The organism is Halomonas sp. HNIBRBA4712 (assembly GCF_043558675.1).
Classification (GTDB): Bacteria; Pseudomonadota; Gammaproteobacteria; order Pseudomonadales; family Halomonadaceae; genus Vreelandella.
In genome coordinates this window covers 508,867-532,596 of the sequence record NZ_JBIFXR010000002.1, presented here as the reverse complement: position 1 = coordinate 532,596, position 23,730 = coordinate 508,867, and the positions used below count along the sequence as shown (strand labels likewise).

21 protein-coding genes are annotated in these 23,730 nt (G+C 64.2%); 13 read left to right on the top strand and 8 right to left on the bottom strand.

Features of this window, described 5'->3' with window-relative positions; all coding sequences use genetic code 11:
* Positions 1-88 precede the first annotated feature (88 nt).
* Both ACGK9R_RS06895 and ACGK9R_RS06890 read right to left on the bottom strand, forming a co-directional pair.
* Positions 89-1,981: a TRAP transporter permease gene (locus tag ACGK9R_RS06895; RefSeq protein WP_394579590.1), complete on the bottom strand. Its 1,893-nt coding sequence runs from the start codon at positions 1,979-1,981 to the stop codon at positions 89-91.
* A 111-nt stretch (positions 1,982-2,092) separates the two neighbouring features.
* A complete protein-coding gene (locus ACGK9R_RS06890) occupies positions 2,093-3,094 on the bottom strand; it encodes a TAXI family TRAP transporter solute-binding subunit (RefSeq protein WP_394579588.1) in 1,002 nt (333 codons plus the stop codon).
* 295 nt (positions 3,095-3,389) lie between these two features.
* Here ACGK9R_RS06890 and dapA point away from each other — a divergent pair, with 295 nt between their 5' ends.
* Genes dapA through ACGK9R_RS06865 form a run of 5 tightly spaced genes read left to right on the top strand, consistent with a single transcriptional unit; the run spans position 3,390 to position 8,316 of the window.
* Positions 3,390-4,265, top strand: a complete 876-nt coding sequence (dapA, locus tag ACGK9R_RS06885) for a 4-hydroxy-tetrahydrodipicolinate synthase (protein ID WP_394579586.1) — start codon at positions 3,390-3,392, stop codon at positions 4,263-4,265.
* Positions 4,265-5,515 carry a four-carbon acid sugar kinase family protein gene (locus ACGK9R_RS06880; protein WP_394579584.1) on the top strand — a complete coding sequence of 417 codons (1,251 nt, stop codon included), beginning with the start codon at positions 4,265-4,267 and terminating at the stop codon, positions 5,513-5,515. The genes dapA and ACGK9R_RS06880 overlap by 1 nt, the downstream gene beginning before the upstream one ends.
* Before the next feature lie 49 nt (positions 5,516-5,564).
* Entirely contained in the window at positions 5,565-6,602 is a 1,038-nt protein-coding gene (gene pdxA, locus ACGK9R_RS06875; protein WP_394579582.1) for a 4-hydroxythreonine-4-phosphate dehydrogenase PdxA, read from the top strand.
* Positions 6,599-7,489, top strand: a complete 891-nt coding sequence (locus ACGK9R_RS06870) for an NAD(P)-dependent oxidoreductase (protein ID WP_394579580.1) — start codon at positions 6,599-6,601, stop codon at positions 7,487-7,489. Before pdxA ends, ACGK9R_RS06870 begins: the two co-directional genes overlap by 4 nt.
* Positions 7,490-7,539: 50 nt before the next feature.
* Positions 7,540-8,316 (top strand): DeoR/GlpR family DNA-binding transcription regulator, encoded by a 777-nt coding sequence (locus ACGK9R_RS06865; protein ID WP_394579578.1) that lies wholly within the window; start codon positions 7,540-7,542, stop codon positions 8,314-8,316.
* Positions 8,317-8,352: 36 nt separating this feature from the next.
* On the opposite strand, the gene epmB is transcribed toward ACGK9R_RS06865, so the two are convergent.
* Positions 8,353-9,372 carry an EF-P beta-lysylation protein EpmB gene (gene epmB, locus ACGK9R_RS06860; protein ID WP_394579748.1) on the bottom strand — a complete coding sequence of 340 codons (1,020 nt, stop codon included), beginning with the start codon at positions 9,370-9,372 and terminating at the stop codon, positions 8,353-8,355.
* A 123-nt stretch (positions 9,373-9,495) separates the two neighbouring features.
* On the opposite strand from epmB, the gene efp reads away from it, so the two are divergent.
* A complete protein-coding gene (gene efp, locus ACGK9R_RS06855) occupies positions 9,496-10,062 on the top strand; it encodes an elongation factor P (RefSeq protein WP_394579576.1) in 567 nt (188 codons plus the stop codon).
* Positions 10,063-10,137: 75 nt separating this feature from the next.
* Positions 10,138-11,118 (top strand): EF-P lysine aminoacylase EpmA, encoded by a 981-nt coding sequence (gene epmA, locus ACGK9R_RS06850; protein WP_394579574.1) that lies wholly within the window; start codon positions 10,138-10,140, stop codon positions 11,116-11,118.
* Positions 11,119-11,124: 6 nt separating this feature from the next.
* On the opposite strand, the gene ACGK9R_RS06845 is transcribed toward epmA, so the two are convergent.
* Both ACGK9R_RS06845 and ACGK9R_RS06840 read right to left on the bottom strand, forming a co-directional pair.
* Positions 11,125-12,633: a DHA2 family efflux MFS transporter permease subunit gene (locus ACGK9R_RS06845; RefSeq protein ID WP_394579573.1), complete on the bottom strand. Its 1,509-nt coding sequence runs from the start codon at positions 12,631-12,633 to the stop codon at positions 11,125-11,127.
* A 38-nt stretch (positions 12,634-12,671) separates the two neighbouring features.
* Positions 12,672-13,835: an efflux RND transporter periplasmic adaptor subunit gene (locus ACGK9R_RS06840; RefSeq protein ID WP_394579571.1), complete on the bottom strand. Its 1,164-nt coding sequence runs from the start codon at positions 13,833-13,835 to the stop codon at positions 12,672-12,674.
* 183 nt (positions 13,836-14,018) lie between these two features.
* Here ACGK9R_RS06840 and ACGK9R_RS06835 point away from each other — a divergent pair, with 183 nt between their 5' ends.
* Entirely contained in the window at positions 14,019-14,648 is a 630-nt protein-coding gene (locus ACGK9R_RS06835; protein WP_394579569.1) for a TetR/AcrR family transcriptional regulator, read from the top strand.
* On the opposite strand, the gene asd is transcribed toward ACGK9R_RS06835, so the two are convergent.
* From asd to rsgA, 3 genes are read right to left on the bottom strand one after another with little or no spacing between them, the layout of a single operon-like run.
* Positions 14,638-15,495 (bottom strand): archaetidylserine decarboxylase, encoded by an 858-nt coding sequence (asd, locus tag ACGK9R_RS06830; protein ID WP_394579567.1) that lies wholly within the window; start codon positions 15,493-15,495, stop codon positions 14,638-14,640. The two genes, ACGK9R_RS06835 and asd, sit on opposite strands and share 11 nt — an antisense overlap.
* Positions 15,496-15,540: 45 nt before the next feature.
* Entirely contained in the window at positions 15,541-16,383 is an 843-nt protein-coding gene (locus tag ACGK9R_RS06825) for a sulfurtransferase (RefSeq protein WP_394579565.1), read from the bottom strand.
* 29 nt (positions 16,384-16,412) lie between these two features.
* Entirely contained in the window at positions 16,413-17,432 is a 1,020-nt protein-coding gene (gene rsgA, locus ACGK9R_RS06820) for a small ribosomal subunit biogenesis GTPase RsgA (RefSeq protein ID WP_394579563.1), read from the bottom strand.
* Positions 17,433-17,528: 96 nt separating this feature from the next.
* On the opposite strand from rsgA, the gene orn reads away from it, so the two are divergent.
* The 5 genes from orn to mutL all read left to right on the top strand — a co-directional run bounded on the left by orn (position 17,529) and on the right by mutL (position 23,718).
* A complete protein-coding gene (gene orn / locus ACGK9R_RS06815) occupies positions 17,529-18,095 on the top strand; it encodes an oligoribonuclease (RefSeq protein ID WP_394579561.1) in 567 nt (188 codons plus the stop codon).
* A gap of 219 nt (positions 18,096-18,314) precedes the next feature.
* Positions 18,315-19,811: an NAD(P)H-hydrate dehydratase gene (locus ACGK9R_RS06810; RefSeq protein WP_394579746.1), complete on the top strand. Its 1,497-nt coding sequence runs from the start codon at positions 18,315-18,317 to the stop codon at positions 19,809-19,811.
* Between the two features lie 9 nt (positions 19,812-19,820).
* A complete protein-coding gene (gene tsaE, locus ACGK9R_RS06805) occupies positions 19,821-20,279 on the top strand; it encodes a tRNA (adenosine(37)-N6)-threonylcarbamoyltransferase complex ATPase subunit type 1 TsaE (protein WP_394579559.1) in 459 nt (152 codons plus the stop codon).
* A 25-nt stretch (positions 20,280-20,304) separates the two neighbouring features.
* A complete protein-coding gene (locus ACGK9R_RS06800) occupies positions 20,305-21,768 on the top strand; it encodes an N-acetylmuramoyl-L-alanine amidase (RefSeq protein WP_394579557.1) in 1,464 nt (487 codons plus the stop codon).
* Positions 21,769-21,816: 48 nt separating this feature from the next.
* Complete coding sequence (mutL, locus tag ACGK9R_RS06795; RefSeq protein ID WP_394579744.1) at positions 21,817-23,718, top strand: DNA mismatch repair endonuclease MutL; 1,902 nt, start codon at positions 21,817-21,819, stop codon at positions 23,716-23,718.
* Positions 23,719-23,730: the final 12 nt, after the last annotated feature.

Below are 23,730 nucleotides of genomic sequence, written 5' to 3'. Positions count from 1 at the left end.
AGCGCCTTTCTTTTCTTATGGAGCAAGTAGGTATCGATAAAAGTGCGCCTGGCTTGTAGCCGGGCGCACTTTTTGAAGCGGAGATACTTTACGTTCGAGCGGGCATGAGGCGCGGACGCAATGTGAAACACCACCCCAGCAGAATCACGACGGCCAGTACGCTGACGCTCCAGATTTGGGAGAGCGTTGGCGATAGTATCAGCGCCAGGCTTATGACCAGATAAACACCGCGCTCGAGCCAGGATAGCTTGCCGTTCATCCAGCCCATCAAGAATACCGCCCAGGAGAACGTGGCCAGCAGCATGCCTACCGCACCAATGAAAATCTCCATGCCCGTGCCTTGCCAGAGTACGTGGGGATCGTTGATGAAGCCGAAGGGCACCAGGAAGATCACTAGCGAATAGCCGAAGGCGAGAAGGCCTGTCTTGTTCGCATCGGAGCGAGCAATGCCCGCTGCGGCGTAGGAGCAAAGTGCCACTGGCGGCGTCACCATCGATAGAACGCAGTAGTAAAGGACGAATAGATTCGCCGCCAGACGATCCACGCCCAGATCCATCAGCGCGGGCACGAAGACCAGCGACCCGATGATGTAGGCGGCAACGGTTGGCAGCCCCATCCCCATGATGATGCAGCCCAGAATGACCAGCAGTAGCGAAAGATACAGCTGCCCCGTGCCTGCATCGGAGAGAAGGCTGACGAAGTTGAGCGCCAGGTTCGATTGGGTAGCGACCACCATAACGATGCCGACCGCGGCCAAAGGCGCTGAAATCCACGCCATCTGCTTGGCCGCATCCAGTACCGCCTCGAACAGCTTGCGCGGGTCAAAGCGGGTCGACTTGCGCAGAAAAGGTACGATCAGCGCCGTGACCGTTCCCACGAGTGCGGCATAGGGCGCGGAGTAGCCGACGATCAGGCAGGCGATCATGGCAACGGGCGAGGCCAGCAGGTGGGCGCGGGGCATCACCGGATCGATATCGAGAAGCTCCGAGGGTACGTTGCCGATGCCGTAACGCCGAGCGCGTAGATCGACGATGACGTAGAGAGCAAAATAGAAAGCGGCTGAAGGAATCAGTGCCGCCGCCGCGATGGTGCCGTAGGGTATGCCGAGAAGGTCCGCCATGACGAAGGCAGCCACTCCCATGATGGGGGGCATGAGCTGGCCGCCGGTAGACGCGATCGCTTCGGTGGCAGCGGCCTGATCTTTCGAGTAACCCGCACGGTTCATGATCGGAATGGTCAGGGCGCCGGTCGAGGTGGTATTGGCGATGGCCGACCCCGACACCATGCCGAAAAGTGCCGAGCCTACCAGCGACATCTTGGCCGCTCCTCCTTTCAGGCGGGCAGTCATGCGCATGGCCAAATCGATGAACAGCGCACCGCCGCCGGTCAGGGTAAACACCGTGCCGAACAGGACGAAATAGAACACGAAGTTGATCGCCGCCGTCGCCGTGACGCCGAAGATGCCGTCGGTTTTCATGCTGATCAGCTCGGTCATCGTCGACAGCGAAAAACCGGGGAACGCCATCCAGCCCGGAAAATACGGGCCCAGATAGGCGTATGCCAGAAAGCCCATCACCACGATCAGAAGCGACCAACCCACGGCGCGCCGAACGGCTTCGAAAATCAGGATCAAGCCCACGACATGCAGGAAGATATCGAGGGTCAGAACCGGGTCGATCATTTCGAGGTGGCGCTCGAGACGCCTCATTTCACTTTGATAGATCCACACGAAGGCGATCGACATGACGATACCGCCAAGATCGATTACGCGGCCCAGCCAACGCATCAACCCCGACTGCCAGTTCAAGGGGTTGAAGGCAAAAACCAGCGCTACGGCCATGTAGACGTGAAACGACACCGCTGCAAGCGGTGATGCCGGATCGAAAAAATGTTTGAGCAGATAGCCCACGTAAGTAAACGACAGCCCAATCTGGATGACGCGCATCAGCATCGGGAAAGTCAGCAGGTCGGACGGTTTCAAGGCACTTACCTCGGAATCGAAGGCCGTATTGATAATGGTGCGCCGCCGCGATAAGCGGCGGCGTCACGGCGGTTGAGATTGACGTTCAGAGGATGACCGTCGGGCCGGCGCTTACTCGATCCAGCCACGCTCGCGGTAGTATCGGGCAGCACCCGGGTGCAGCTCGAGCACTGCCTGGTCGGCTTGAGCGCCGGCTTCGGGATCCCAGCCGGCCAGCGGCGGAAAGGAGTCGGCAAGCTGGTCACGCGCTTCCACCATGGCCCTGGTGACCTGATAGGCAATATCGTCATCCATGTCGGCACTAACGATCAGAATGGTCGGTGTGTTGGATGTGGCGTAGTCACCGTCCATGCCTTCGTAGCTGCCGTCGGGCAGAGTGATTCGCGGCACGCCCACCTCGGTCATGTGATCAAGTATGTCGTCGGACATGGGGGCGAAGAAGAGATCGGTGGTCAGCGCCAGCTCCTGCATGGTGGCCTGGCCGAGCGGGGCGTTTTCGATATAAACGTCTGCGGTGCCATCGCGCATCATTTGCGCGATCTGAGCGGTGCTGATCTGATTGATCGCGCCCTGGTCGCGCATTTCGTCGAGGCTGGTGCCGAGGGCTTCGAACATGTGATCGGCCAGGATCGGCACCTGGGAGCCGGTGGGCTTGAGCACGAAACGTGGCGGGTTATCCGCGTTGACCATTTCCTCGAAGGTTTCGAGCCCCGTGCGCTCCACGTAGGCGCGGCGGGCGACGACGGTCGTGTAGGCCGCCTGCAGGCCGCCGACGAGCGTACGCAGATTTCCCGCGGCGCGGCCTTCAAACTCCTCGCCGATGCCGTCACGCGCCCAAAGCGCGGCGTTGGCAGTGGCAAAGCCCAGGTCCGCTGCCCCCTGGCCCACGGCTAACGGGTTCATCATGCCGCCGCCGCGAGGTAACACGTCCGCGTTCAGATCAAGTTCGCCCTGAGACTTTTTGATGATGTCACCTACCGCCGAACCGTAGGCGTACCAGCCCGTTCCCGGGTCCTGGGAAATGATGCGAACCGTTGCATCCTGAGCCACCGCGGTCATGGGAAGCAGCAGCGTGGAAGCGAGCAGTGCTTTGAGTGATTTACGTATCGTCATGTGGACTCCGGTTGTTGTTATGCAGCGAATTAACACCTGAAAGGGGTTCAATAGAGGCCCGGCGCAACCGTCCAAACGCTCCAGTTGTTCTAAATTGATCGAATTGATCATTCCTTGCATTTAAACTTTTGGCTAATATACGAAAGTTAAAATATTTTAAATATTATTCAATACATATGGTTATGTAGAATTTTAGGAATATCGCTAAGTCGTAAAATAGACGTATGGTTGCGATTGTTATTCTTTTCGATCATTTTATGATCGATTCGATCGTAATTCATATAGGAAAAGGTTCATGACGCCATTCAAGGGGATCATTCCCGCCCTGATTACGCCGCTGACCGACCGCCAGACCGTTGATGAAGCTGGCCTACGCACGCTGGTGGACACCCTGGTCGAAAAGGGCGTTCATGGGCTCTTCGCGCTGGGCACCAACGGCGAGTTCTTCGCGCTCGATGATGAAGAAAAAATCGACGTAGCGCGTATCGTGGTCGACCAGGCTCGAGGCCGGGTGCCGGTGATCGCAGGCACCGGCGCCTTCACCACTCAAGCGGTGATCGACATGAACGCGCGAATGGCCCAGGTCGGCGTCGATGCCTGTTCGATCATCACGCCCTACTTCAACGCGGTATCCCAGCGCGAGCTGGTGACTCACTACACCGCGATCGCCGAGCAGGCGACGCTGCCGTTCATGCTGTACAACATTCCCGCCAAGACCGGCGGCACCATCAATGTCGATACCGTCGCCGAGCTTTCGCACCTGCCCATGATCCAGGGCATCAAGGACAGCGGCGGGGATTTCGATCGACTGACCCAGCTCATCGGCTTGAAGCGCGACGACTTCGCGGTGTTTACCGGTACCGATTCGCTCATTCTTTGGGGACTTCTGGCAGGCGCCGATGGTGCCGTGGCGGCCACCACCAATGCGGTACCCGATACGGTGATGAGTATCTACAACGCTTTTCAGGCGGGCGATATGGAAACGGCCCGCGAGTCCCAGGAAAAACTGCGCGTTCTGCGAACCGCCTTCGGCATGGCGACCATGCCGGTGGTACTCAAGGCGGCAGCGGAGTTGATGGGCATGCCCGCTGGCCCCACCCGCGCGCCGGCGCTACCGCTGAGCGAAGAGCAACGCTTCAAGCTCGACGAACTGATGCAGGTCTATCGCTGATGGTTGAAACGTCAACCACGCCGCTTACCGGGCCGACGCGATTGATCATTTTGGCCGACGACCTTTCCGGGGCGGCGGACTGCGCGGTGAGTTTCGCCCGGGCCGGCTTGAAGACCTCCATCGAGCTGGCGCGCAAGAGCCTCAACCAGGCCGAGGTAGTGGTGTTCGATACGGATTCGCGCCACCTGGCGCCCGAGGCGGCAGCCGCCGTCAACGTCGATACCTGGCGGTCGGTGCGCAGCTCAGGGCCTGGGCTCTACAAGAAAATCGATTCGACTCTGCGCGGCAACTGGGCGCAGGAAGTCGCCGCGCTGATTCCCGAGGCAGGCATGGCGATCGTGGCCCCGGCCATGCCGCTAATGAAACGCTACACCCGCGGCGCACGCCAATACATCGACGACACTCCGGTAGAACAGACGCCGGTATGGCAGAACGAGGGTCGCCAGGGTAGGGCATCGCTCGATGGGCTGCTCGATGAAGTGGGCGTGGAGTCGGCGTATTTGTCCCTTGATGCGTTGCGCAATACTCCGGTCGACGCGCTCGGCCGGCTCCTGCTTGGGCACCGCGACCGAGGCGTCGGGGCCGTGGTGTGCGATGCGGAAACCGACGAAGATCTGGACTGCCTCGCGCGCGCCGCTCGGCAGCTTAGTGGCATTTTCTGGGTCGGCTCGGCCGGGCTCTCCAACGCGATATGCGCTTCGCTACTCAGTGGAAAGGCGGCCAATGCCCAGCCTGGCGTTACGGTGGCGGGGCCGGTGCTGACCGTCGTGGGCAGCATGTCCGCGATCTCGCATCGCCAGGTCGATCATCTCCTTGCCCAGGGCGGCGAGAATATGGCCTGCTTTACGGTCGCTATCGACGAGCTGCTCGCATCGACCGAGATACCCGAGGCATTGGCTGGCGCGCAGCGCGCTATCGAGCGGGGGCAGGACGTACTGGTCACTTTGGCACGGCAGGCCCCGGATGCGTCCATCAATGGCTACGCATTGTCTCAGCGCCTGGCCAGCCACTTGGGGGGGCATCTCGACCGCATCGGTGCGCTGGTCGCCACCGGCGGCGAAACGGCACGCGCGCTGCTGGGCGCGGCGGACATTGATCGAATGCGCCTGCTGGACGAGCTCGAGCCTGGGGTAGCGCTTTCGGTCACAAGCCTGGGCGCACCGGTGGTGACCAAGGCGGGCGCCTTCGGTCGGGAGCAGACCCTGACCGAGGTTTGGCAAACCCTCGTTCGTCGCCGTGCACCTCGTTGACAACGGACGTGCAGCTTTTCGACCTGATAATTTCGGAGTAACAGTACCAATGAGCTACCTTCCTGTCGTAGGTATCACCATGGGCGATGCCGCGGGCATCGGCCCTGAAGTCATCATGAAGGCGTTGGCCCATGAGAGTGTCTATAACGTCTGCCGGCCGCTGGTCATCGGCGACGCAGGCCGTTTGAAAAAGGCGGGCCAGATCGTCGGTAGCGAGCTTGTGATCAACGTCATCGATGAGGTCAGCGAAGCGACGTTCGCCCCGGGCACTCTTGATTGCATCGATCTTGGATTGATCCCCGATGACCTGCCCTATGGCCAGGTATCGCCGGTAGCCGGCGACGCCGCCTACCAGTTCATCGCGCGCACCGTCGAGCTGACCCAAAAGGGCGAGCTGGACGCCATTTGCACGGCCCCATTGAACAAGGAGGCGCTGCACGCCGGCGGCCATATCTACCCGGGCCATACCGAGATGCTGGCGCACCTGACCGGCATCGATGAGGTGTCGATGATGTTGGTGGCCCCCAATCTTCGCGTGATCCACGTCACGACCCATATCGGGCTTCTGGATGCCATCAATCGTATCGAGCCGGGGCTCGTGCAGCGCACCATCGAGCGCGCCCACGATACGTTAGTGCGCGCCGGTATCGACAACCCGCGCATCGGGGTATGCGGCATTAATCCTCACGCCGGCGAGAACGGTCTGTTCGGTTACGGTGAAGAGGAGCAGAAGATCGTACCCGCCATCGAAGCACTCACCGCTCGGGGCTGGAATGTTCAGGGGCCGCTGCCGGCGGACACGCTGTTCTTCCGCGCCGGACGCGGCGACTTCGATGTGGTCGTGGCGATGTATCACGACCAGGGGCATGGTCCGGTCAAGGTCATGGGGCTCGAGGCCGGGGTGAACGTGACCGTGGGAATGCCGGTCATTCGTACCTCGGTGGACCACGGCACTGCCTTCGATATCGCCGGCAAGGGCATCGCCGACGAGCGCAGCCTTCTGGAAGCACTTACCCAGGCCGTCGATCTCGCCAATCGCCGTGAAAAGCCTATCACCACAAGCACTGTCAAGGAGAATGTAGAATGAAACGTATCGGTTTTATCGGCCTGGGCCTGATGGGCGTCAATATCGCGCGTAATATCATTCAGGGCGGTTATTCGATGTCGGTTTACGATCCTCGCCAAAAGAGTCTGACACCGCTTCTCGAGCTTGGCGCTCAAGCGGTAGACTCGGCCCAGGCGTTGGCGCAGTGCTCGGATATCGTGTTCATTTGCGTACCCGGTGCGCCTGACGTCGAGGCGATCGTCGAAGGTGAGCAGGGCCTGGCGTCCGGCGCCCACGAAGGGCTCGTCATCGTCGACTGCTCGACCTCGGACCCGACCCTCACACGGCGGCTGAACGAGACCCTGGCAGCCAAGGGTGTTACCTTCATGGACGCCGCGCTGGGCGGCACGCCCACCCAGGCGGAGTCTGGCGAGCTACAGGCGATCGTGGGTACCGATGAGGCGACGCTCGAAGCGGTGCGCCCGGTCCTCGAGTGCTGGGCGGGCAAAATTCTGCACGTCGGCCCGGCGGGTGCCGGCCATACCATGAAACTGCTCAATCAGTTCCTGGCCATGGGCTATGGTGCGATCTACTCGGAAGCGCTCACCATCGGGGCCAAGGCAGGGGTGACGCCGGCGGTATTCGACAGCGTCATTCGCGGCAGCCGGATGGACAGCGGTTTCTATCAGACGTTTTTCCAGTACGTGCTGGAGCGCGACCGCGATGCGCACCGTTTTTCGCTGGCCAATGCCGGCAAGGACATTCGCTATGTGGCCAATCTGGCCGATGATCTGAAGGTTCAAGCGGGGGTTGCTCACGCGATCAAGGATCTTTATGCCAGCGCGCTCGAGGAAGGCGCCGGCGAGAGCTTCGTGCCCGAGCTTTCTGACATCGTTGCCAAGCGCCACGGCGTGTCTTTTTCATCCTGATACTCGTTCAACCTGATGCCGAGCATTCGAGCCCGCCGTAAGGAGCCTCAATGAAAGTCGCCAAGCGCCGCAGTGCCATGCTGGAGGCAGTTCACAACGGCATCACCGATGTAGAAACTCTTTGCGAGCGCTTCGATATCTCGGAAGCCACGGTACGGCGCGATCTTTCGGCGCTGGCCGACGAAGGGTACATCGTGCGTACCTATGGCGGCGCCGCCGCGGTGGTGGGTAAGCGTGAGCCGGAGCTACCGCTTTCTCAGCGCCAGCAAGAGCGGGGCGACGTAAAGGCGCATCTGGCTCAAGCCGCCCTTGCACACATCGAGGATGGCGACACGCTGCTGCTCGACGGTGGATCCACCACCTCGGCGCTAGCCAGGCTGCTCGGGCAGCGTCGAGGACTACACGTGTTCACCAACAATCTGGGGGCGCTCCCTGCGCTGGCGGCCATCATGGATTGCAAGGTGACGTTTCTCGGCGGGGATTTGCGCGCGGCCAGTATGACCACCTACGGAGTGACCGCTCAGGCAGCACTCGAGCGGCTATCGGTCGACAAGCTGTTCATGAGCGCCGACGGCGTCGTGGCGGATCTGGGGCTTTGTGAGGCGAGCGCCGAGCAGGCGTATCTCAAGGAGATGATGATCCGCCGCGCACTGCACGTGGTCGTGCTGGCGGATTCGTCCAAGCTGGGGAGCGCTCGCCAGCAGCACTGGACCCCCATGCTGAGCCACTGGACGCTAATCACCGATGACCAGGCCGGCGATGACCGGCTCGAGGCGTTCAAGCGCCGACGCGGTATTACTCTCGAAGTGGTTGATTCAGGGAACTGAAATACGTCTACCGGCTGAACTTTTCAGAGCCTGCTTTCAAAGCGGCGTCTTGCTCGCCTCCCCCGGAATCTCGCGCACCAGCCTCGGCATTAAAAAACCGGGCAGATGAGCGCGCAGTTCGCTCACCAACGCGCGCGCCTCATCGTCCGGCACATCGAAGTGCGCGGCGCCCTGGACCGGGTCGAGCACGTGCAGGTAGTAGGGCAGGAGGCCCGCCTCGAATAGCCGTTCAGAAAGTGTGGCGAGCGTGGCGACATCGTCGTTGACGCCGCGCAGCAGCACGCTCTGGTTCAGAAGCGTCACCCCGGCCTTTTTGAGCCGTGCGCAGGCATCGACCACCGCCTGGTCGATTTCGTTGGCGTGGTTGATGTGCAGCACCATCACTTTTTGCAGCCGCGTGGCGTCGAGCCAGCCGAGCAGGGCGTCGTCGACCCGGTCGGGAATCACCACCGGCAGGCGAGTATGGATACGCAGGCGCTTGAGGTGGGGGATCTTTTCCAGCTCACCCACCAGCCAGCCAAGCTGGCGGTCGCTTGCCGCCAGCGGATCGCCGCCGGAGAGAATCGCTTCATGGATGCTTTCGTCACCGCGCAGGTAGTCGAGCGCTTCCTGCCACTGGGCGCGGGACGGCGAGTTTTCGGCGTAGGGGAAGTGGCGGCGAAAGCAGTAGCGGCAGTTGACCGCGCAGGCGGGGCTTGCGATCAGGAGCACCCGACCCCGGTACTTGTGAATCAGGCCACGAGCGGGGCGGTGGTCGGCTTCTTCCAGCGGGTCCTGCACGAAGCCCGGGTGCGTTCGCGTCTCCTCACCCAGCGGCAGTATCTGTCTCAATAGCGGGTCTTGCGGGTCGGCGCTGTTGATACGTGCCGCGTAGGCCTCAGGGACGCGCACCTCGAACAGCGCGTGGCCCAAGCGTGCGCCATCAAGCCAGCGATCTGCCAGCCCCAGGCGTTCGAGCAGCGCGCCTGGGTCGCGAATCGCCCCGGAGAGCTGGCGCTGCCAGCTCGGTTTGGCGTCGCTTACGCCTTCGTCGGCGTGGATGGCCGGGATCCTCATGTTCTCCTGCAAAAAAGCCCTCCTTCGGGTTATGATGCGCGCACTCGTCAACAGCGTCGCTTGAATGGCGCTCGATGGCAGCGTTGATGCGCGCTACTTAGCAACCGATTAGTGAGAGAGATCATGGCGAACTATTCTACCAACGAATTCAAGGGCGGTCTGAAAGTAATGCTCGACGGCGATCCGTGTTCGATCGTCGACAACGAGCTGGTCAAGCCCGGCAAGGGCCAGGCCTTCAACCGCGTGAAGCTGCGTAACCTCATGACCGGCCGCGTCTGGGAGCGTACCTTCAAGTCCGGCGAGTCGCTGGAAGGCGCCGACGTCATGGAACTCGAAATGGAGTACCTCTACACCGACGGCGACATGTGGCACTTCATGAAGACCGACGGCTCCTTCGAGCAGTACGCGGTCGAGAAAAAGGCGCTGGGCGAGACCGAAAAGTGGCTGAAGGAGCAGGTGCCTTATACCGTTACCTTGTGGAACGATAAGGCCATTGCGGTATCGGCACCTAACTTCATCGAACTCGAAGTCGTCGAGACCGACCCGGGGCTCAAGGGCGATACCGCCCAGGGCGGCTCCAAACCTGCCACGCTTTCCTCCGGTGCCGTAGTGCGCGTGCCGCTGTTCATCAACCAGGGCGAAGTGCTGAAGATCGACACCCGCTCCGGCGACTACGTCTCCCGCGCCTGATTCAACGGGCTCGTTCGCCGAGCCTGCCTTCTCCAAGCCACGCCGTTGCGTGGCTTTTCTTTTGAGGAACTGGCCATGGCCCTCGAATGGCGCCCCAGTGCGGATATCGACACGCTGAAGGCCCGCGCACGCCTTTTCGCCCAGGTGCGTGCCTTCTTTGCCGAGCGCGGCGTGCTGGAGGTGGACACACCCGTGCTTGGCCAGGGTGGCAGCACCGACGTCCACCTGGCGTCGCTTTCGACCCACGCCCAAATCGGGGCTGAGTCGCGCACGCTCTGGCTTCAAACCTCGCCGGAGTTTCACATGAAGCGGCTTCTGGCCGCGGGCAGCGGGCCGATCTTTCAGCTGGCGCGAAGCTTTCGCGACGGCGAAGTGAGCGCGCGCCACAACGTCGAGTTCACCATGCTCGAGTGGTACCGCCTAGGCTTCACCCTGGTGGATTTGATCGAGGAGAGCGCCGCGCTGATCAAGGCGCTGCTTTGCGCCCCGGATCTGCCGCTCGAGCGCTATAGCTACCGTGCACTGTTCAAGCATCACCTTGGCCTTGACCCATTCACCGCGCCGCTCGATGAGCTGCGCCGGCTGGCCGAAAAGCACGGCGCCATGCCCGCTGGCCACCTGGCGGAGGAGCCGCGCGATACCTGCCTGGATCTGCTGATGAGCGTGGTGATCGAGCCCACGCTCGGTAGGGGCGAGATCAGCGCCGTGGTGGATTACCCGGCAAGCCAGGCGGCGCTGGCCAAGCGCCACCGGGACGAGGAGGGCGAGTGGGTCGCCTCGCGCTTCGAGCTGTATATCGACGGTATGGAGCTTGCCAACGGCTACGACGAGCTGGTGGACGCAGCCGAGCAGCGCGCGCGCTTTATCGAGGACAACGCCGAGCGCGAGCGTTTGGGGCTGGCGCCGGTGGCCATCGACGAGCGGCTGCTGGCCGCGCTCGAGCACGGTATGCCCGAAGGCGCCGGCGTGGCGCTGGGTATCGACCGGTTGATCCAATTGGCGCTTGGCAAGGCGCGCCTGGAAGAGGTGCTCGCCTTCGCTACGCCGCGCTGTTGATCCTTTTTAGGCGCGAATGCGCTTGAGCAGAAACACCAGCGGGACCGTTGCGATGTAAACGAGCCCCAGCCAGGTAAAGATGTCGTTGAAGGCGAGCACCTGAGCCTGCTGGGCAACGCGCTGGGCGATCAGGCCCACCGCCGCCTGGTGAGCGTCGGCGACGGCGCCGGAAAGCAGCGCCTCGTATTTTGCGATTTCGGCCACCACTACCTCACGGCCGGTGTCGATGGCGGGGATCAGCTGGTTCCAGTGGAAGTCCTCGCGAATATCGCGCACCGTATCGAGCAGCGCCAGCCCCACGGCGCCGCCCAGGTTTCGCATCACGTTGAACAGGCCGCTGGCGTTGCCCACCTCCGCCGGGGGCAGGGTGCCAAGCGCGATACGCGAGGCGGGGATGATGCACATGATCAGCCCCATGCCGCGTACGATCTGCGGCAGGCAGAACTGCCAGAAGCCGGACTCCACGGTGAGGTTGGCGTTCATCATTGTCCCGACGCCGACCAGCAGAAAACCGAAGAACAGTAAAAGGCGCAGGTCCAGATGGTTGGTAGCCTTGCCGACCAGCGGCGCGCAGAAGAACATCGTCATGCCGGTGACGAACATTACCTGGCCGATCTGCAGGCTCGAGTAGCCGCGCACGTAGCCGAAGAACAGCGGCATGATGTAAACAAGCCCATAAAGCGCGATACCGATGATGAACCCCATGCCGGCGCCGATGGCGAAGTTACGATTGGCGAAGGCGCGAAGATCGACGATCGGGTGGGGGCTTCTCAGCGTTCGCGTGAAAAACCACGCGCCGGCGGCCACGCACAGCAGGCTGAACGCGACGATCTCGCGGCTGGCGAACCAGTCGTCCCCCGGGCCCTCTTCCAGCACGAACTCCAGCGAGCCGAGAAACAGTGCGATCAGCACAAGCCCGATCACGTCGAGCCGGCGCGCGAGCGCGTGGTTGGGTTTGTCGATATCGAGGAAATTCCAGGCCGCCCAGCACACCAGAATGCCGGGAATCACGTTGGCCAGAAGCAGCCAGTGCCAGCTCTGGGTTTCGGTGATGTAGCCGCCTACCGTTGGGCCGATCGACGGCGCCATGGTCACCACCATGCCGATCACCGCCTGCACGCTGCCCATCACCCGGCGCGGGAAGATCGAAAAACTGATCGCTTGGGTGATCGGAATCATCGCCCCGCCCATGAAGCCCTGGATCGCCCGCAGTACGATCAGCTGCTCGATGGAGCCCGCTAGCGCGCAGCCCAGGCTCGCCAGCGTGAACCCGGCGCAGGAGAGGGTGAAGGCGACCCGGGTGGAAAGAATACGCATCAGCATGCCCGAGAGCGGAATCATCACGATTTCGGCGATCAGGTAGGAGGTCTGCACCCAGGAGATCTGATCCTGGCTCGCCGAAAGCCCGGACTGGATCTCGTTGAGCGAGCTGGCGACGATCTGGATATCCAGAATCGCCATGAACATGCCGAACACCGCGGCGATGAAGCCGATCCGCTGCGGCCAGGGCGGCATATCGCTCACACCCTGCGCGCCGGGTTGAGAGGCGGCGCTCATTGCGGTGTCTGAGGCTCGAGGGCGGCGCTGGCCTGGCGGTCGTCGCGCTCGCTATCGAGGCCACGCGTATCGATTTCGGGCACGGCGGAGAGCCCGGCGCGCAATAGGCCAAGTGACTCACGCGGGCCGGTCACGCGTATACGCACCGGGACGCGCTGGACGATCTTGTTGAAGTTGCCGGTGGCGTTGTCCTGGGGCAGCAGGCTGAACTCGGTGCCGGTGGCCGGCGACAGGCTCTCGACCACGCCTTCAAAGGTAATGTTCGGGTAGGCGTCCAGATGAATCGCAGCGGGCTGACCGATGCGGATACGTTCGAGCTGGGTCTCCTTGTAGTTGGCGCTGATATAGGCAGATTCGATGGGCACCAGCTGCATCAACGTCAGCGACGGCTGTGCAAGCGCGCCGGTTTTCACCCGCAGGTTGCCGATAACGCCGTCCCGCGGGGCGGTGATGCGCGTCTTGTCGAGCTGGTGCTGGGCATAGGCAAAGTCCGCTTCGGCGGCCTGCTGGCTTGCCTCGCCGCGGGTGACGTCGCTTTCCGCTACCGCCAGCTGGCGCTCGGCAGAAACGACGCCGGCGCGGCGGCTCGCCAAAGTAGCCTCGGCCACGCGCAGCGCGCTTTCGTCGTCTTCGCGCTGCTGGCGCGAGCCGTAGTTGTTGGCGGCCAGCGACGTCGAGCGCTCAAGGTGCGCGCGTGCGCGGTCGACATCGGCCTGGGCGGCGTCCACCTGGGTGCGCGCCTGGTCGATGGCGGCCTGCTGCAGCGCCACCTGGCGCCGGGTTTGCGCAAGCGCCGCCGCAGCTACCGCCTGCTGCGCCCGAGCCTGGTTTAATTGGTCGCGATAGCCGGCGTCGTCGAGCTGTACGAGCAGATCGCCCCGCTGGACCGTTTGGTTTTCGATCACCGCTACGTCGACCACCCGCGCCGAAAGCTCCGCGCTCAGCGCTACGCTGTCGGTGCGCACGTAGGCGTTGTCGGTGTCGATCATGAAGCGGCCCACCTGCCACCAGCCAACGAGCCACCAGCCAAGTGCGGCCAGCGCGATCAGACCGATCGCCAACAATAGCCATTTGCGCCCACGCTTTTCAGGCGTGGTCTGCGCAGTAGGCGCACTGTGGGAAGGGTTAGCGTTATCGACTTGAGCGTCGCCCTGAGCCATGGCTACTCCTCGATTCGAACGTGTCGGCCGGGTGCCGAAAGGGTAAGGATCAATAGTGTAATGAATGCTACACTACATATCCAGCGTGACGTATCGGGTGCAGGATTTCATCAGTGACCTGGACGAGCAGTGGCGCGCCGAATAAGCGTTGCGTGAAGAAAAACCGATGGGGCGGAGTGGACAGTGGGCAAGAAGGAAAACAGTGATGCGCGGATTCCGCGGGGCGCCGCACGGCGTGAACGACTGCTGGACGCAGCGCGGGATGTGTTTCTGGAGCAGGGCTACGCCGGGGCCAGCGTGAACGACGTGGTCGCTCGCGCCGGCGGGTCGCTCGCCACGCTTTACAAGCAGTTCGGCAACAAGGAGGGGCTATTCACCGCGGCGATGGAGCGCCATATCGAAACCGCTTGGGCGGTGCTCGAGGCGGGGCGGCGCGACCGCCAGGCGCCGGAACAGGTACTGTATGAGCTCGGCCGGCGCATGCTGATGCTGGTCTTCGACCCCGGCGTCATTCGGCTGATGCGGGGGCTTGCGTTTGAAGCCGAGCGCGCACCGGCGCTTGGCGAGCTGTTTCTCGTGCGCGGGCCCGACCGTACCCGCGAGGCGCTGGCGGCGTATCTGAGCGATCAGGTCGAGCAGGGAAGGCTCGCGCTCGAGGCGCCCCGAGAGGCGGCGGGCATTTTCATGGGGATGCTGCTGGGCGAGTGGCACATCAATGCGCTGCTCGGTCGCGACCTGGCCATCGATGAAGCGCGCTGCAGCGCCCGGGCCCAACGCTGCGTGGCGATTTTTCTGGAGGGTGTCAGGCGCTGACCGGGGCGCCGGCGGGCGTATCGGCCAAGCGCTGGCCCATCTGCACCGCTGTCTCCGGCGCCAGATCGTCGAAATCGACCGGGCTCTCGAAACACATCACCACCGTCGAGCCGAGCTTGAAGCGGCCCATCTCCTCACCGCGCTCGAGCGTCACCGGGTGCTCGAAGCGGGTGCGCTGTGGCGTACAGGCCCGCGGCGTGATCTGGCCTGCCCACACGGTCTCGATCGCAGCGACTACCATCGCGCCGACCAGTACCATCGCAAATGCGCCCTGGGGGCTATCGAAGACGCACACCAAGCGCTCGTTGCGGGCAAACAGGTTGGGCACGTAGCGGGCCGTGGCCTGATTGACCGAAAAAATACGCCCGGGAACATAGATCATCTCGCGCAGCGTGCCGCTCATGGGCATATGCACGCGGTGATAGTCGCTTGGCGATAGATATACCGTGGCGAAGCTTCCGCCCATGAACTCCTCGGCAAGTGCGGCGTCGCCGCCCAGAAGTGTCTGGGCCGAGTAGGTGTGGCCCTTGGCTTGCAGCAGCTGGCCGGCCTGTATCCGCCCGTGGCGCGAAAGCGCGCCGTCGGCGGGGCTCAGAAGGCCGTCGCCGAGCGGACGGGCGTCGGCTTTCAGCGCGCGGGTGAAGAACGCGTTGAAGTGGGGGTAGGCCGTCGGGTCGGGCTCCAGGGCCTGACGCATGTCGACGTTAAAGCGCTTGATGAATGCCTTGATCAGCGCGTTCTTGAGCCACGGCGTTTCGCTACGAGCGAAGGCGCCGGTCAGGCGCGAAATGCCGTGATGGGGCAGCGGGTATTGAATCAGCGAGAAAATCTTTTGAGATAGCGTCACAGTGCGTTCTTTTCGTCGGGTACGGGGGAGCAGGTCAGGGTGGCGCTACTTTTCGATCGGCGTATCGTCGCGGTTGCCCCACTCGCCCCAGGAGCCGGCGTAGCCGCGGATGTCGAACCCAAGCGCTTTGCCCACAAGCCAGGTAAAGCTGCTGCGATGGTGGCTCTGACAGTGGGTGGCGATCTCCATGTCCGGCGTCAGGCCCATCGCTTCGAGCTCGGTGACGAGCTCGGCGTAGTCGCGAATGCGCAGCGCGCGGGTGCGGTCCATGGCGTCGACCCAGTCCATGTTCACCGCCCCCGGAATGTGGCCCAGACGCTTGTTATTGCCTTTTTCGCCGTCGTACTCGCCCTTCGAGCGCGCATCCCAGATCGCGAAGTTACGATCCTCGAGCTTCTCCTCGATCTCCTCGCGAGTGATCAGGGTGTGCGGGTTGAGCACCTCGGCGCGGTACTCGGAAGGCTCGGGCCGGGTCTGCTCGGTGCTCTCATCGAGGCCTTCGTCGCGCCAGGCGTGAATGCCGCCGTTGAGGTACGAGTAGCGGGTGTGACCGATCAGATCCAGCGTCCAGAGAAGCCTCGCCGCCCAGCCGCCGCCTTCGTCGTCGTAGGCCACCACATGGGTGTCGCGGGTCAGGCCCAAAGCGCTGAACAGCTGCGAAAGAAAGTCGACGTCCGGCACTTCGTTGGGCACCGGGCCTTCGCCGCGCAGCAGGTAGCGAAAGTCGAGATACACCGCGCCGGGTACGTGGCCCTGGCGGTAGCTCTCCGGGTTGGTCGGCACGTCGACGATCAGAAGCTCGGGATGATCGAGGTGCGCGGCGAGTTCACCGGGCTCTACGATCAGGGGCAAGACGTTTTGTTCGCTGGATGGGTGGTCAGCGCTCATGAACCGCTCCTTCAGTGGGGCCCGTGCCGTCAGGCGGTCAGGCTTTCGAGTATACGCCGGTAGCTGGCGAAACGTTCTGGATGAATCTTGCCTGCCTCGACGGCGTCGCGTAAAGCGCAGCCCGGCTCCGAGCGGTGGCGGCAGTCGCGAAAGCGACAGCGCCCCAGATAAGGGCGAAACTCGATGAAGCCCTCGGTCACTTCCTGCTCGGTAAGGTGCACCAGGCCGAACTCGCGAATCCCCGGCGAGTCGATCAGCTCGCCGTCGGCTACCTCGGCGGCGTTCATGGGGTAGAGCCTGGCGGTGGTGGTGGTGTGTGTGCCCTTGCGCGAATCCTCGGAAAGCGCGCCGATGCGCAGGGTCTCGTCGGGCAAGAGCAGGTCGATCAATGACGACTTGCCCACGCCGCTTTGCCCCACGAACACCGAGGTGCGCTTGGCAAGCTGCTCGCGAAGCGGTGCCAGGCCCGGCGCGTTGGCCGTGGTGGTGCGCACCACCGGGTAACCAAGGGCTTCGTAGCGCGCCAGCAGTTCGCCAAGCTCGCCGCCGTCTTCCGGCAGCAGGTCGGTCTTGTTGAGCACCAGTACCGGGGCGATACCGGTTGCCTCGGCGGCGACCAGGTAGCGGTCGATCAAATTGGGGTGCGGGGCGGGCTCGACGGCGAAGACGATCAGAATCTGGTCGATGTTGGCCGCCACCGGCTTCAACAGCCCGCGGGCGTCCGGGCGCTTGAGAACGCTGTCGCGCTCCTGGCGGGCGACCACCACGCCGGCGCCGTCCTGGCCCGCGCGCCAGATCACCTGGTCGCCGGTGACCAGGCCCTCCAGGTTGGCGCGCAGATGGCAGCGCACCGGGGTGCCTACGCTGTCGCGCACCTCGAGGGTGCGGCCGAAGTGCGCCATCACACGACCGGGCTGCTCGGCGCCGTATTCACCGGCGGCGAGCTTCTGGCTGTCGTCGGCGTCGCGCTTTTGCGCGCGGCTGGCGCGCTCGGCCTGGATCTTTTCCACCCGCCAGCGCTGCTGGCGGCTCAGTTTACGTTTGCGCATGACCACCCGATGATCGGTACAATGGCGTTAGTGTACCTGTTAACGTGATCCGGGTAACGACCCGGCGCTCACGCCTTGCCCGCTTTGGAGAATCTCATGCCTGACACGACTGCCCCGCGCCGCGACCTGCTGGTCTGGATCGACTTGGAAATGACCGGGCTCGACCCGCAGAAAGAGCGCATCATCGAAGTCGCCACGCTCGTCACCGACGCCGATCTGAACGTGATCGCCGAAGGCCCGGTGATCGCGGTGAACCAGCCGGACAGCCTGCTTGCCGCCATGGACGACTGGAACCAGAAGACCCACGGCGACTCCGGGCTCGTGGCGCGGGTCAAACAGAGCCAGGTGGATACCGCGGCGGCCGAGCGCGAGACGCTGGCGTTTCTGAGCCGTTTTGTTGAGCCCGGCACCTCGCCCATGTGCGGTAACAGCATCCACCAGGACCGGCGCTTTCTGGAGCGCGAAATGCCCTCGCTCTGGGCGTTTTTCCACTACCGCAACCTTGACGTCTCCACGGTCAAGGAGCTGGCCAAGCGCTGGAACCCGAAGGCGCTCGAGGGCTTTGGCAAGAAGAACGTGCACCTGGCGATGGACGACATCAAGGAGTCGATCGCCGAGCTCGCCCACTACCGCAAGACCTTCCTGAAAGCCGGCGGCGAGTAGGTGCTCACGGCGTGACCGGTGGGTTGCAGTCGCGCCCTGCGCGCGGCTTGCAGCCGAGCCTCAAGTCGTGCTGACAGGCCGCTGCGCCAAACCCTGACACCAGTTTTACGCGCCGACGCTCGCACTTCGTTCCATACTGTTGGCCATCGCCGCCCTTTCCATTTCATCCAACGACAAGGAGCGCTTGTGTCGACTTCAGGCCGGACGCCTAAACCATTAATGAACCCCGAACCGAGCGTTGAGACGCTACGCCCGCTCTACACCGCCGCCCAAGTGCGCGAGCTCGACCGGCGCACCATCGCCGCCGGCATCGAGAGCTTCGCGCTGATGCAGCGCGCCGCCTCCAGCGCCTGGCACAGTTTCCGCGCGCGCTGGCCCCAGGCGAAAAGCGTGAGTGTGATTTGCGGTAGCGGCAACAACGGCGGCGACGGCCACGTGTTGGCAGCGCTGGCTCAGCAGGCCGGGCTCAAGGTGCAGCGCATCTCGAGTCGCGAGCTTGAGTCGCTTGCTAACGACGCCGCCCGCGCCGCCGAGCTCGCCAGCGCCGCCGGCGTGGGCTGCGAGCGCTTTCAAGCCGGCATGACGCTGACCGGCGAGGTGATCGTCGACGCGCTCTTGGGCACCGGGCTTTCGCGCCCGGTCGAAGGCGAGGCGCGTACCCTGATCGATGCCATCAACCGTGCCGGAAAGCCGGTGCTCTCGCTCGACGTGCCCTCGGGGATCGCTGCGGACACCGGCGCGGTTCAGGGCGCGGCGGTAAACGCCGACTGCACCGTGACCTTCATCGGCGACAAGATCGGCCTGCACACCGGCGATGCACCGGGCTATAGCGGCGAGATCGACTTTCGCCCCCTCGGCGTCAAGGCCCAGGCCTTTTTCGATATCGTGCCCACCGCCTGGCGGCTGGAGGAGAGCTGGCTTGTGAGCGCCTTCACACCGCGGCCGCGCGCCGGACACAAGGGCCACTTTGGCCACGTACTGGTCATGGGCGGCGCGCCGGGGTTCGGTGGTGCGGCGCTTCTGGCCTCCCAGGCGGCGGCACGCCTGGGTGCCGGTAAGGTGAGCCTGGCCACCGCCGCCGAGCACGTCAGCGCAAGCCTCACGCGCTGCCCGGAAATCATGGCCAGAAGCGTTGCTGGCGGCGCTGACGCCGCCGCCTTTGCCCAAATCGGGGATGTGATCGTGGTGGGGCCGGGCATGGGCGAAGGCGCCTGGGGCCAGGCGGTACTGCAGGCTGCACTCAAGACCGAGGCACCTTTGGTGGTGGATGCCGACGCGCTCAACCTGCTGGCCGCGCGCTGGCCGACGCTTACGCGCGATAACTGGGTGCTGACACCGCATCCCGGCGAGGCGGCACGGCTTCTTGAGTGCTCGGTGGCCGAGGTACAGGCGGATCGCCCGGCCGCGGCCCGCGCGCTTCAGCGCGCCCGCGGCGGGGTGGTGGTGCTCAAGGGCGCGGGAACGCTGGTGGCCGGGCCCGGAGGGCTTGTGGTATGCCCCTTCGGCAACCCCGGCATGGCCAGCGGCGGCATGGGCGATGTGCTCAGCGGTATGCTGGGTACGCTCGTCGCCCAGTTCGACGATCTCGAGCTTGCCACGCGCCTTGGCGTCATGGTTCACGCCTTGGCCGGTGACGCGGCGGCAAAAGCGCACGGCGAGCGTGGCTTGCTGGCAAGCGATCTGGCATCCTATGCACGCATTTTGATCAACCCGTGAAGGCCTGCCATGCAAGTGCAGTTGAGTGATGAAACCGCCCACGTGGCGTTTGGTGAAGCGCTTGGGCGCGCGCTGAAAGGGCGCGGGCGGGTTTATCTCGAAGGCGAGCTGGGGGCGGGCAAGACCACGCTCACGCGCGGTATTCTGCGCGCCTACGGCTACCAGGGGGCGGTGAAAAGTCCCACCTACACGCTGGTCGAACCCTACGAATTCGACGCCCGGCGCGTGTATCATCTGGACCTTTACCGGCTGGCGGACCCGGAAGAGCTCGAGTTTATCGGCGGGCGCGATATTTTAAGCGACGACGCGCTGTGCCTGATCGAGTGGCCCAGTCGCGGCGAAGGTTGGCTACCCGGCGCCGATGTGCGTATCGAATTAAGCGTCGCCCGCCAGGGACGAGCGGCGACGCTGACGTCTGAAAGCCCCTGGGGCCGGCAGGTGCTGGCGGCACTGCAGGCGGCCAAGTGAAACCGCAGGAGAGTAGTGTAATTCAATGGATATGAGCGCCACCTTCAAACGCCTGATCGGCGCCGCGCTGCTGGGCGCCTGGGCGCTCTCGGCGCCGGTTCAGGCCGCGACCGTCGAGAGTATGCGCCTGTGGGCGGCGCCGGACCACGCGCGGCTGGTGTTCGACCTCTCCGGCGCGGCGAGCGCGGAGGTTTTTTCCCTCGACAACCCGGCAAGGCTGGTTATCGATATCGACGACACCGAGCTCGATACCGACGCCTCGACGCTGCCACTTAACGACAGCGCGATCGACGCCGTGCGCACCGGCCGCCTTGACGGTGGGGGGCTTCGAGTGGTGCTCGAACTCAACCGCGCGATTACACCGCGCCACTTCACGCTGCCGCCCAACGACCAGTACGGCCACCGCCTGGTGGTGGATCTGGAGTATCCCGGCGAAAGCGCGGTGGAGAACCCGATCGACCCGATCGAGGCGATGATTCGCGAGCAGGAGATCCAGGCTCAGCGCGCCGTAGCCCAGGCCGAAGCCACCGCGCCGCCGGATGCGCCGCTCGCCGAGCGCGCGCCAACGGCGGTCCAGCCCGCCCAGCCGCACCCGCGTCGCGACATCATCATTGCCGTCGACCCGGGGCACGGCGGCGAGGACCCGGGCGCGATCGGCCCCGGCGGCACCCGTGAGAAGGATATCGTGCTGGAGATCGCGCGGCGGCTGGCGGCGGACATCAACGCCGCGTCGGGCTTCAAGGCGGTGCTCACCCGCGACAGCGACTACTACATCGGCCTTCGCCAGCGCACCCAGCTCGCCCGCGAGCAGAAGGCCGACTTCTTCGTTTCGATCCACGCCGACGCCTTCTCGAGCCCGCGCCCCCAGGGCAGCTCCGTGTTCGCGCTCTCTCAGCGCGGGGCGACCTCGGAAACCGCCCAGTGGCTCGCCGACAGCGAAAACCGCTCGGATTTGATCGGCGGGGTGGACGGGGCGCTGTCGCTGCGCGACAAGGACCAGGTGCTGCGCGGGGTGCTGCTGGATCTGACCATGACCGCCACGCTCAACGATTCACTGGCGATCGGTGGCGAAGTGCTCGACCAGCTCGGGCGTATCAACCGGCTGCACAAGTCGCGGGTCGAGCAGGCGGGCTTCATGGTGTTGAAGTCGCCGGACATTCCGTCGCTTTTGATCGAAACCGGCTTCGTCTCCAACCCCGATGAGGAGCGCCGACTGCGCGACCCGTCCTACCAGCAGACGCTTGCGCGGGCGATCTTCAGCGGGCTGCGCGCCCACTTCGAGCGCAACCCGCCGCCGGCGAGCCTGCTGGCATGGCAGCGCGACAACCAGCGCGCGCCGACGGGCAACGAATACCGCATCCAGTCCGGCGATACGCTCTCGACCATCGCGGTGCGCCACGGCGTGCCGGTCAACCAGTTAAAGCAGGCCAACGACCTCAACGGCGACGTGATTCGCGTGGGCCAGGTGCTGCGTATTCCCGGCTCGTGAGTCGCCCCTGTGCATTGGCCAAGACTAAAGAGGTGACTCGTGGCTGAGGTGAGCCCGACAACGCGTATTCATGTGCTCGACGCACGCCTGGCCAACCAGATCGCCGCCGGCGAGGTGGTCGAGCGGCCGTCATCGGTGACCAAGGAGTTGATGGAGAACGCCATCGACGCGGGGAGCCGGCGCATCGATATCGAAATCGAACAGGGCGGCACGCGGCTGGTGCGGGTGCGCGACGATGGCGTAGGCATTGGCGAGGCGGATCTGCCGCTGGCGCTGGCCCGCCACGCGACCAGCAAGATCGAAAGCCTCGAGGATCTCGAAGGCGTCAGCTCGCTGGGTTTTCGCGGCGAGGCGCTGGCCTCGATCAGCTCGGTGTCGCGCCTGGAGCTCGTCTCCAACGCAAGCGATGATCCCACTCAGGGCTTTCGTGTCGTCGCCGAAGGGCGCGGCATGGAGGCGCGCGTGGTGCCCGCGCCGCACCCGCGTGGCACCAGCGTCGCGGTGCGCGATCTGTTCTTCAACACGCCGGCCAGGCGCAAGTTCCTGCGCACCGAAAAGACCGAGTTCGCCCACGTCGAGGAGGCGTTTCGCCGCCAGGCGCTGTCGCGCTACGACATCACCTGGGTGCTGCGCCACAACCAGAAAACCGTGCACCAGTTGCCCGCCGGCGACTCGCCGGCGGCGCGGGAGCGGCGTATTGCTTCGCTTCTGGGCAAGAACTTCATCGAGCACGCGCGCTACATCGAGCGGGAAGCCGGCGGGCTCAGAATGAGCGGCTGGGTGGGGCTTCCCACCCATTCCCGCGCCCAGGCCGACCAGCAGTACTTTTTCGTCAACGGCCGCGTGGTGCGCGACCGGCTGGTGGCCCACGCGGTGCGCCAGGCCTATCGCGATGTGCTCTACAATGGCCGCCATCCGGTGTTCGTGCTGTACCTTACGCTCGACCCGGACGTGGTCGACGTCAACGTTCACCCGACCAAGTACGAAGTGCGCTTTCGCGACTCGCGCATGGTCCACGACTTTCTCTACTCGAGCCTGCACCACTGCTTGGCCGCCTCGAAACCCGCCGAGCAGAGTGCCAACGAACCGGCGGCCGTGCCTGCCGACGCGCCCGCACAAAGCGGCTTCGAGGCCGAGCCCGAAACGTCCGCGCCGCGCTGGAAGCAGCAGGGCATGGCGCTGGGTGAAGGCCCGGCGCGTCACCCCGGCGCCGAGCGCGTGCGTCGCTTCATGCAGGGCTACCAGGCGCTGCACCCGGAGCACGAAGAGCGCCTTTTGACGCCGCAACCGCGCGGTGACGAGCGCCCGGAGTCCCATCAGGTGCGTGAGGCGCCGGTGGCGATGCCGGAGGTCGATCCGACCAGCGCGCCGCCGCTCGGCTTTGCGCTGGGCCAGCTGCACGGCATCTACATTCTGGCTCAGAACGTCCAGGGCCTGGTGTTGGTGGACATGCACGCCGCCCACGAGCGCATCGTCTACGAGCGGATGAAAAACCAGATGGCGCACCAGGGCGTGGATACCCAGCCGCTGCTGGTGCCGGTATCGCTCGCTGCCAGCGGCCAGGAGGTAGCTACGGTTGAAAGCGAGTACGAGGCGATTGCCGCCCTGGGCCTCGAGCTCGACGTGGCAGGCCCCGAGACGTTGCTGGTGCGCAGCCTGCCGGCGCTTTTAAGCGGGGCCGACCCGGAAGGCCTGGTGCGCGAGGTGCTCGAGGAGATGGCGAGTTTCGGCCGCAGCCACCAGGTCGAGGCGCGGCTACACGCGCTGTTGTCCACCATGGCGTGCCACGGCAGCGTGCGCGCCAACCGCCGCCTGACGCTGGATGAAATGAACGCGCTGCTGCGCGACATGGAGCGCACCGAGCGCAGCGACCAGTGCAACCACGGCCGACCCACCTGGACGCAGATGAGCATGAAGGCGCTCGACAAGCTCTTTCTGCGCGGCCAATAGCCCCAGCCCCTC

Coding starts and splice junctions, on each gene's coding strand:
- dapA (WP_394579586.1), top strand. CDS start 3,390: ATGACGCCATTCAAGGGGATCATTCCCGCCCTGATTACGCCGCTGACC.
- orn (WP_394579561.1), top strand. CDS start 17,529: ATGCCTGACACGACTGCCCCGCGCCGCGACCTGCTGGTCTGGATCGAC.
- ACGK9R_RS06880 (WP_394579584.1), top strand. CDS start 4,265: ATGGTTGAAACGTCAACCACGCCGCTTACCGGGCCGACGCGATTGATC.
- ACGK9R_RS06840 (WP_394579571.1), bottom strand. CDS start 13,835: ATGGCTCAGGGCGACGCTCAAGTCGATAACGCTAACCCTTCCCACAGT.
- ACGK9R_RS06825 (WP_394579565.1), bottom strand. CDS start 16,383: ATGAGCGCTGACCACCCATCCAGCGAACAAAACGTCTTGCCCCTGATC.
- ACGK9R_RS06865 (WP_394579578.1), top strand. CDS start 7,540: ATGAAAGTCGCCAAGCGCCGCAGTGCCATGCTGGAGGCAGTTCACAAC.
- rsgA (WP_394579563.1), bottom strand. CDS start 17,432: ATGCGCAAACGTAAACTGAGCCGCCAGCAGCGCTGGCGGGTGGAAAAG.
- efp (WP_394579576.1), top strand. CDS start 9,496: ATGGCGAACTATTCTACCAACGAATTCAAGGGCGGTCTGAAAGTAATG.
- ACGK9R_RS06870 (WP_394579580.1), top strand. CDS start 6,599: ATGAAACGTATCGGTTTTATCGGCCTGGGCCTGATGGGCGTCAATATC.
- epmA (WP_394579574.1), top strand. CDS start 10,138: ATGGCCCTCGAATGGCGCCCCAGTGCGGATATCGACACGCTGAAGGCC.
- ACGK9R_RS06845 (WP_394579573.1), bottom strand. CDS start 12,633: ATGCCGCCCTGGCCGCAGCGGATCGGCTTCATCGCCGCGGTGTTCGGC.
- tsaE (WP_394579559.1), top strand. CDS start 19,821: ATGCAAGTGCAGTTGAGTGATGAAACCGCCCACGTGGCGTTTGGTGAA.
- ACGK9R_RS06800 (WP_394579557.1), top strand. CDS start 20,305: ATGGATATGAGCGCCACCTTCAAACGCCTGATCGGCGCCGCGCTGCTG.
- pdxA (WP_394579582.1), top strand. CDS start 5,565: ATGAGCTACCTTCCTGTCGTAGGTATCACCATGGGCGATGCCGCGGGC.
- ACGK9R_RS06890 (WP_394579588.1), bottom strand. CDS start 3,094: ATGACGATACGTAAATCACTCAAAGCACTGCTCGCTTCCACGCTGCTG.
- ACGK9R_RS06810 (WP_394579746.1), top strand. CDS start 18,315: ATGAACCCCGAACCGAGCGTTGAGACGCTACGCCCGCTCTACACCGCC.
- epmB (WP_394579748.1), bottom strand. CDS start 9,372: ATGAGGATCCCGGCCATCCACGCCGACGAAGGCGTAAGCGACGCCAAA.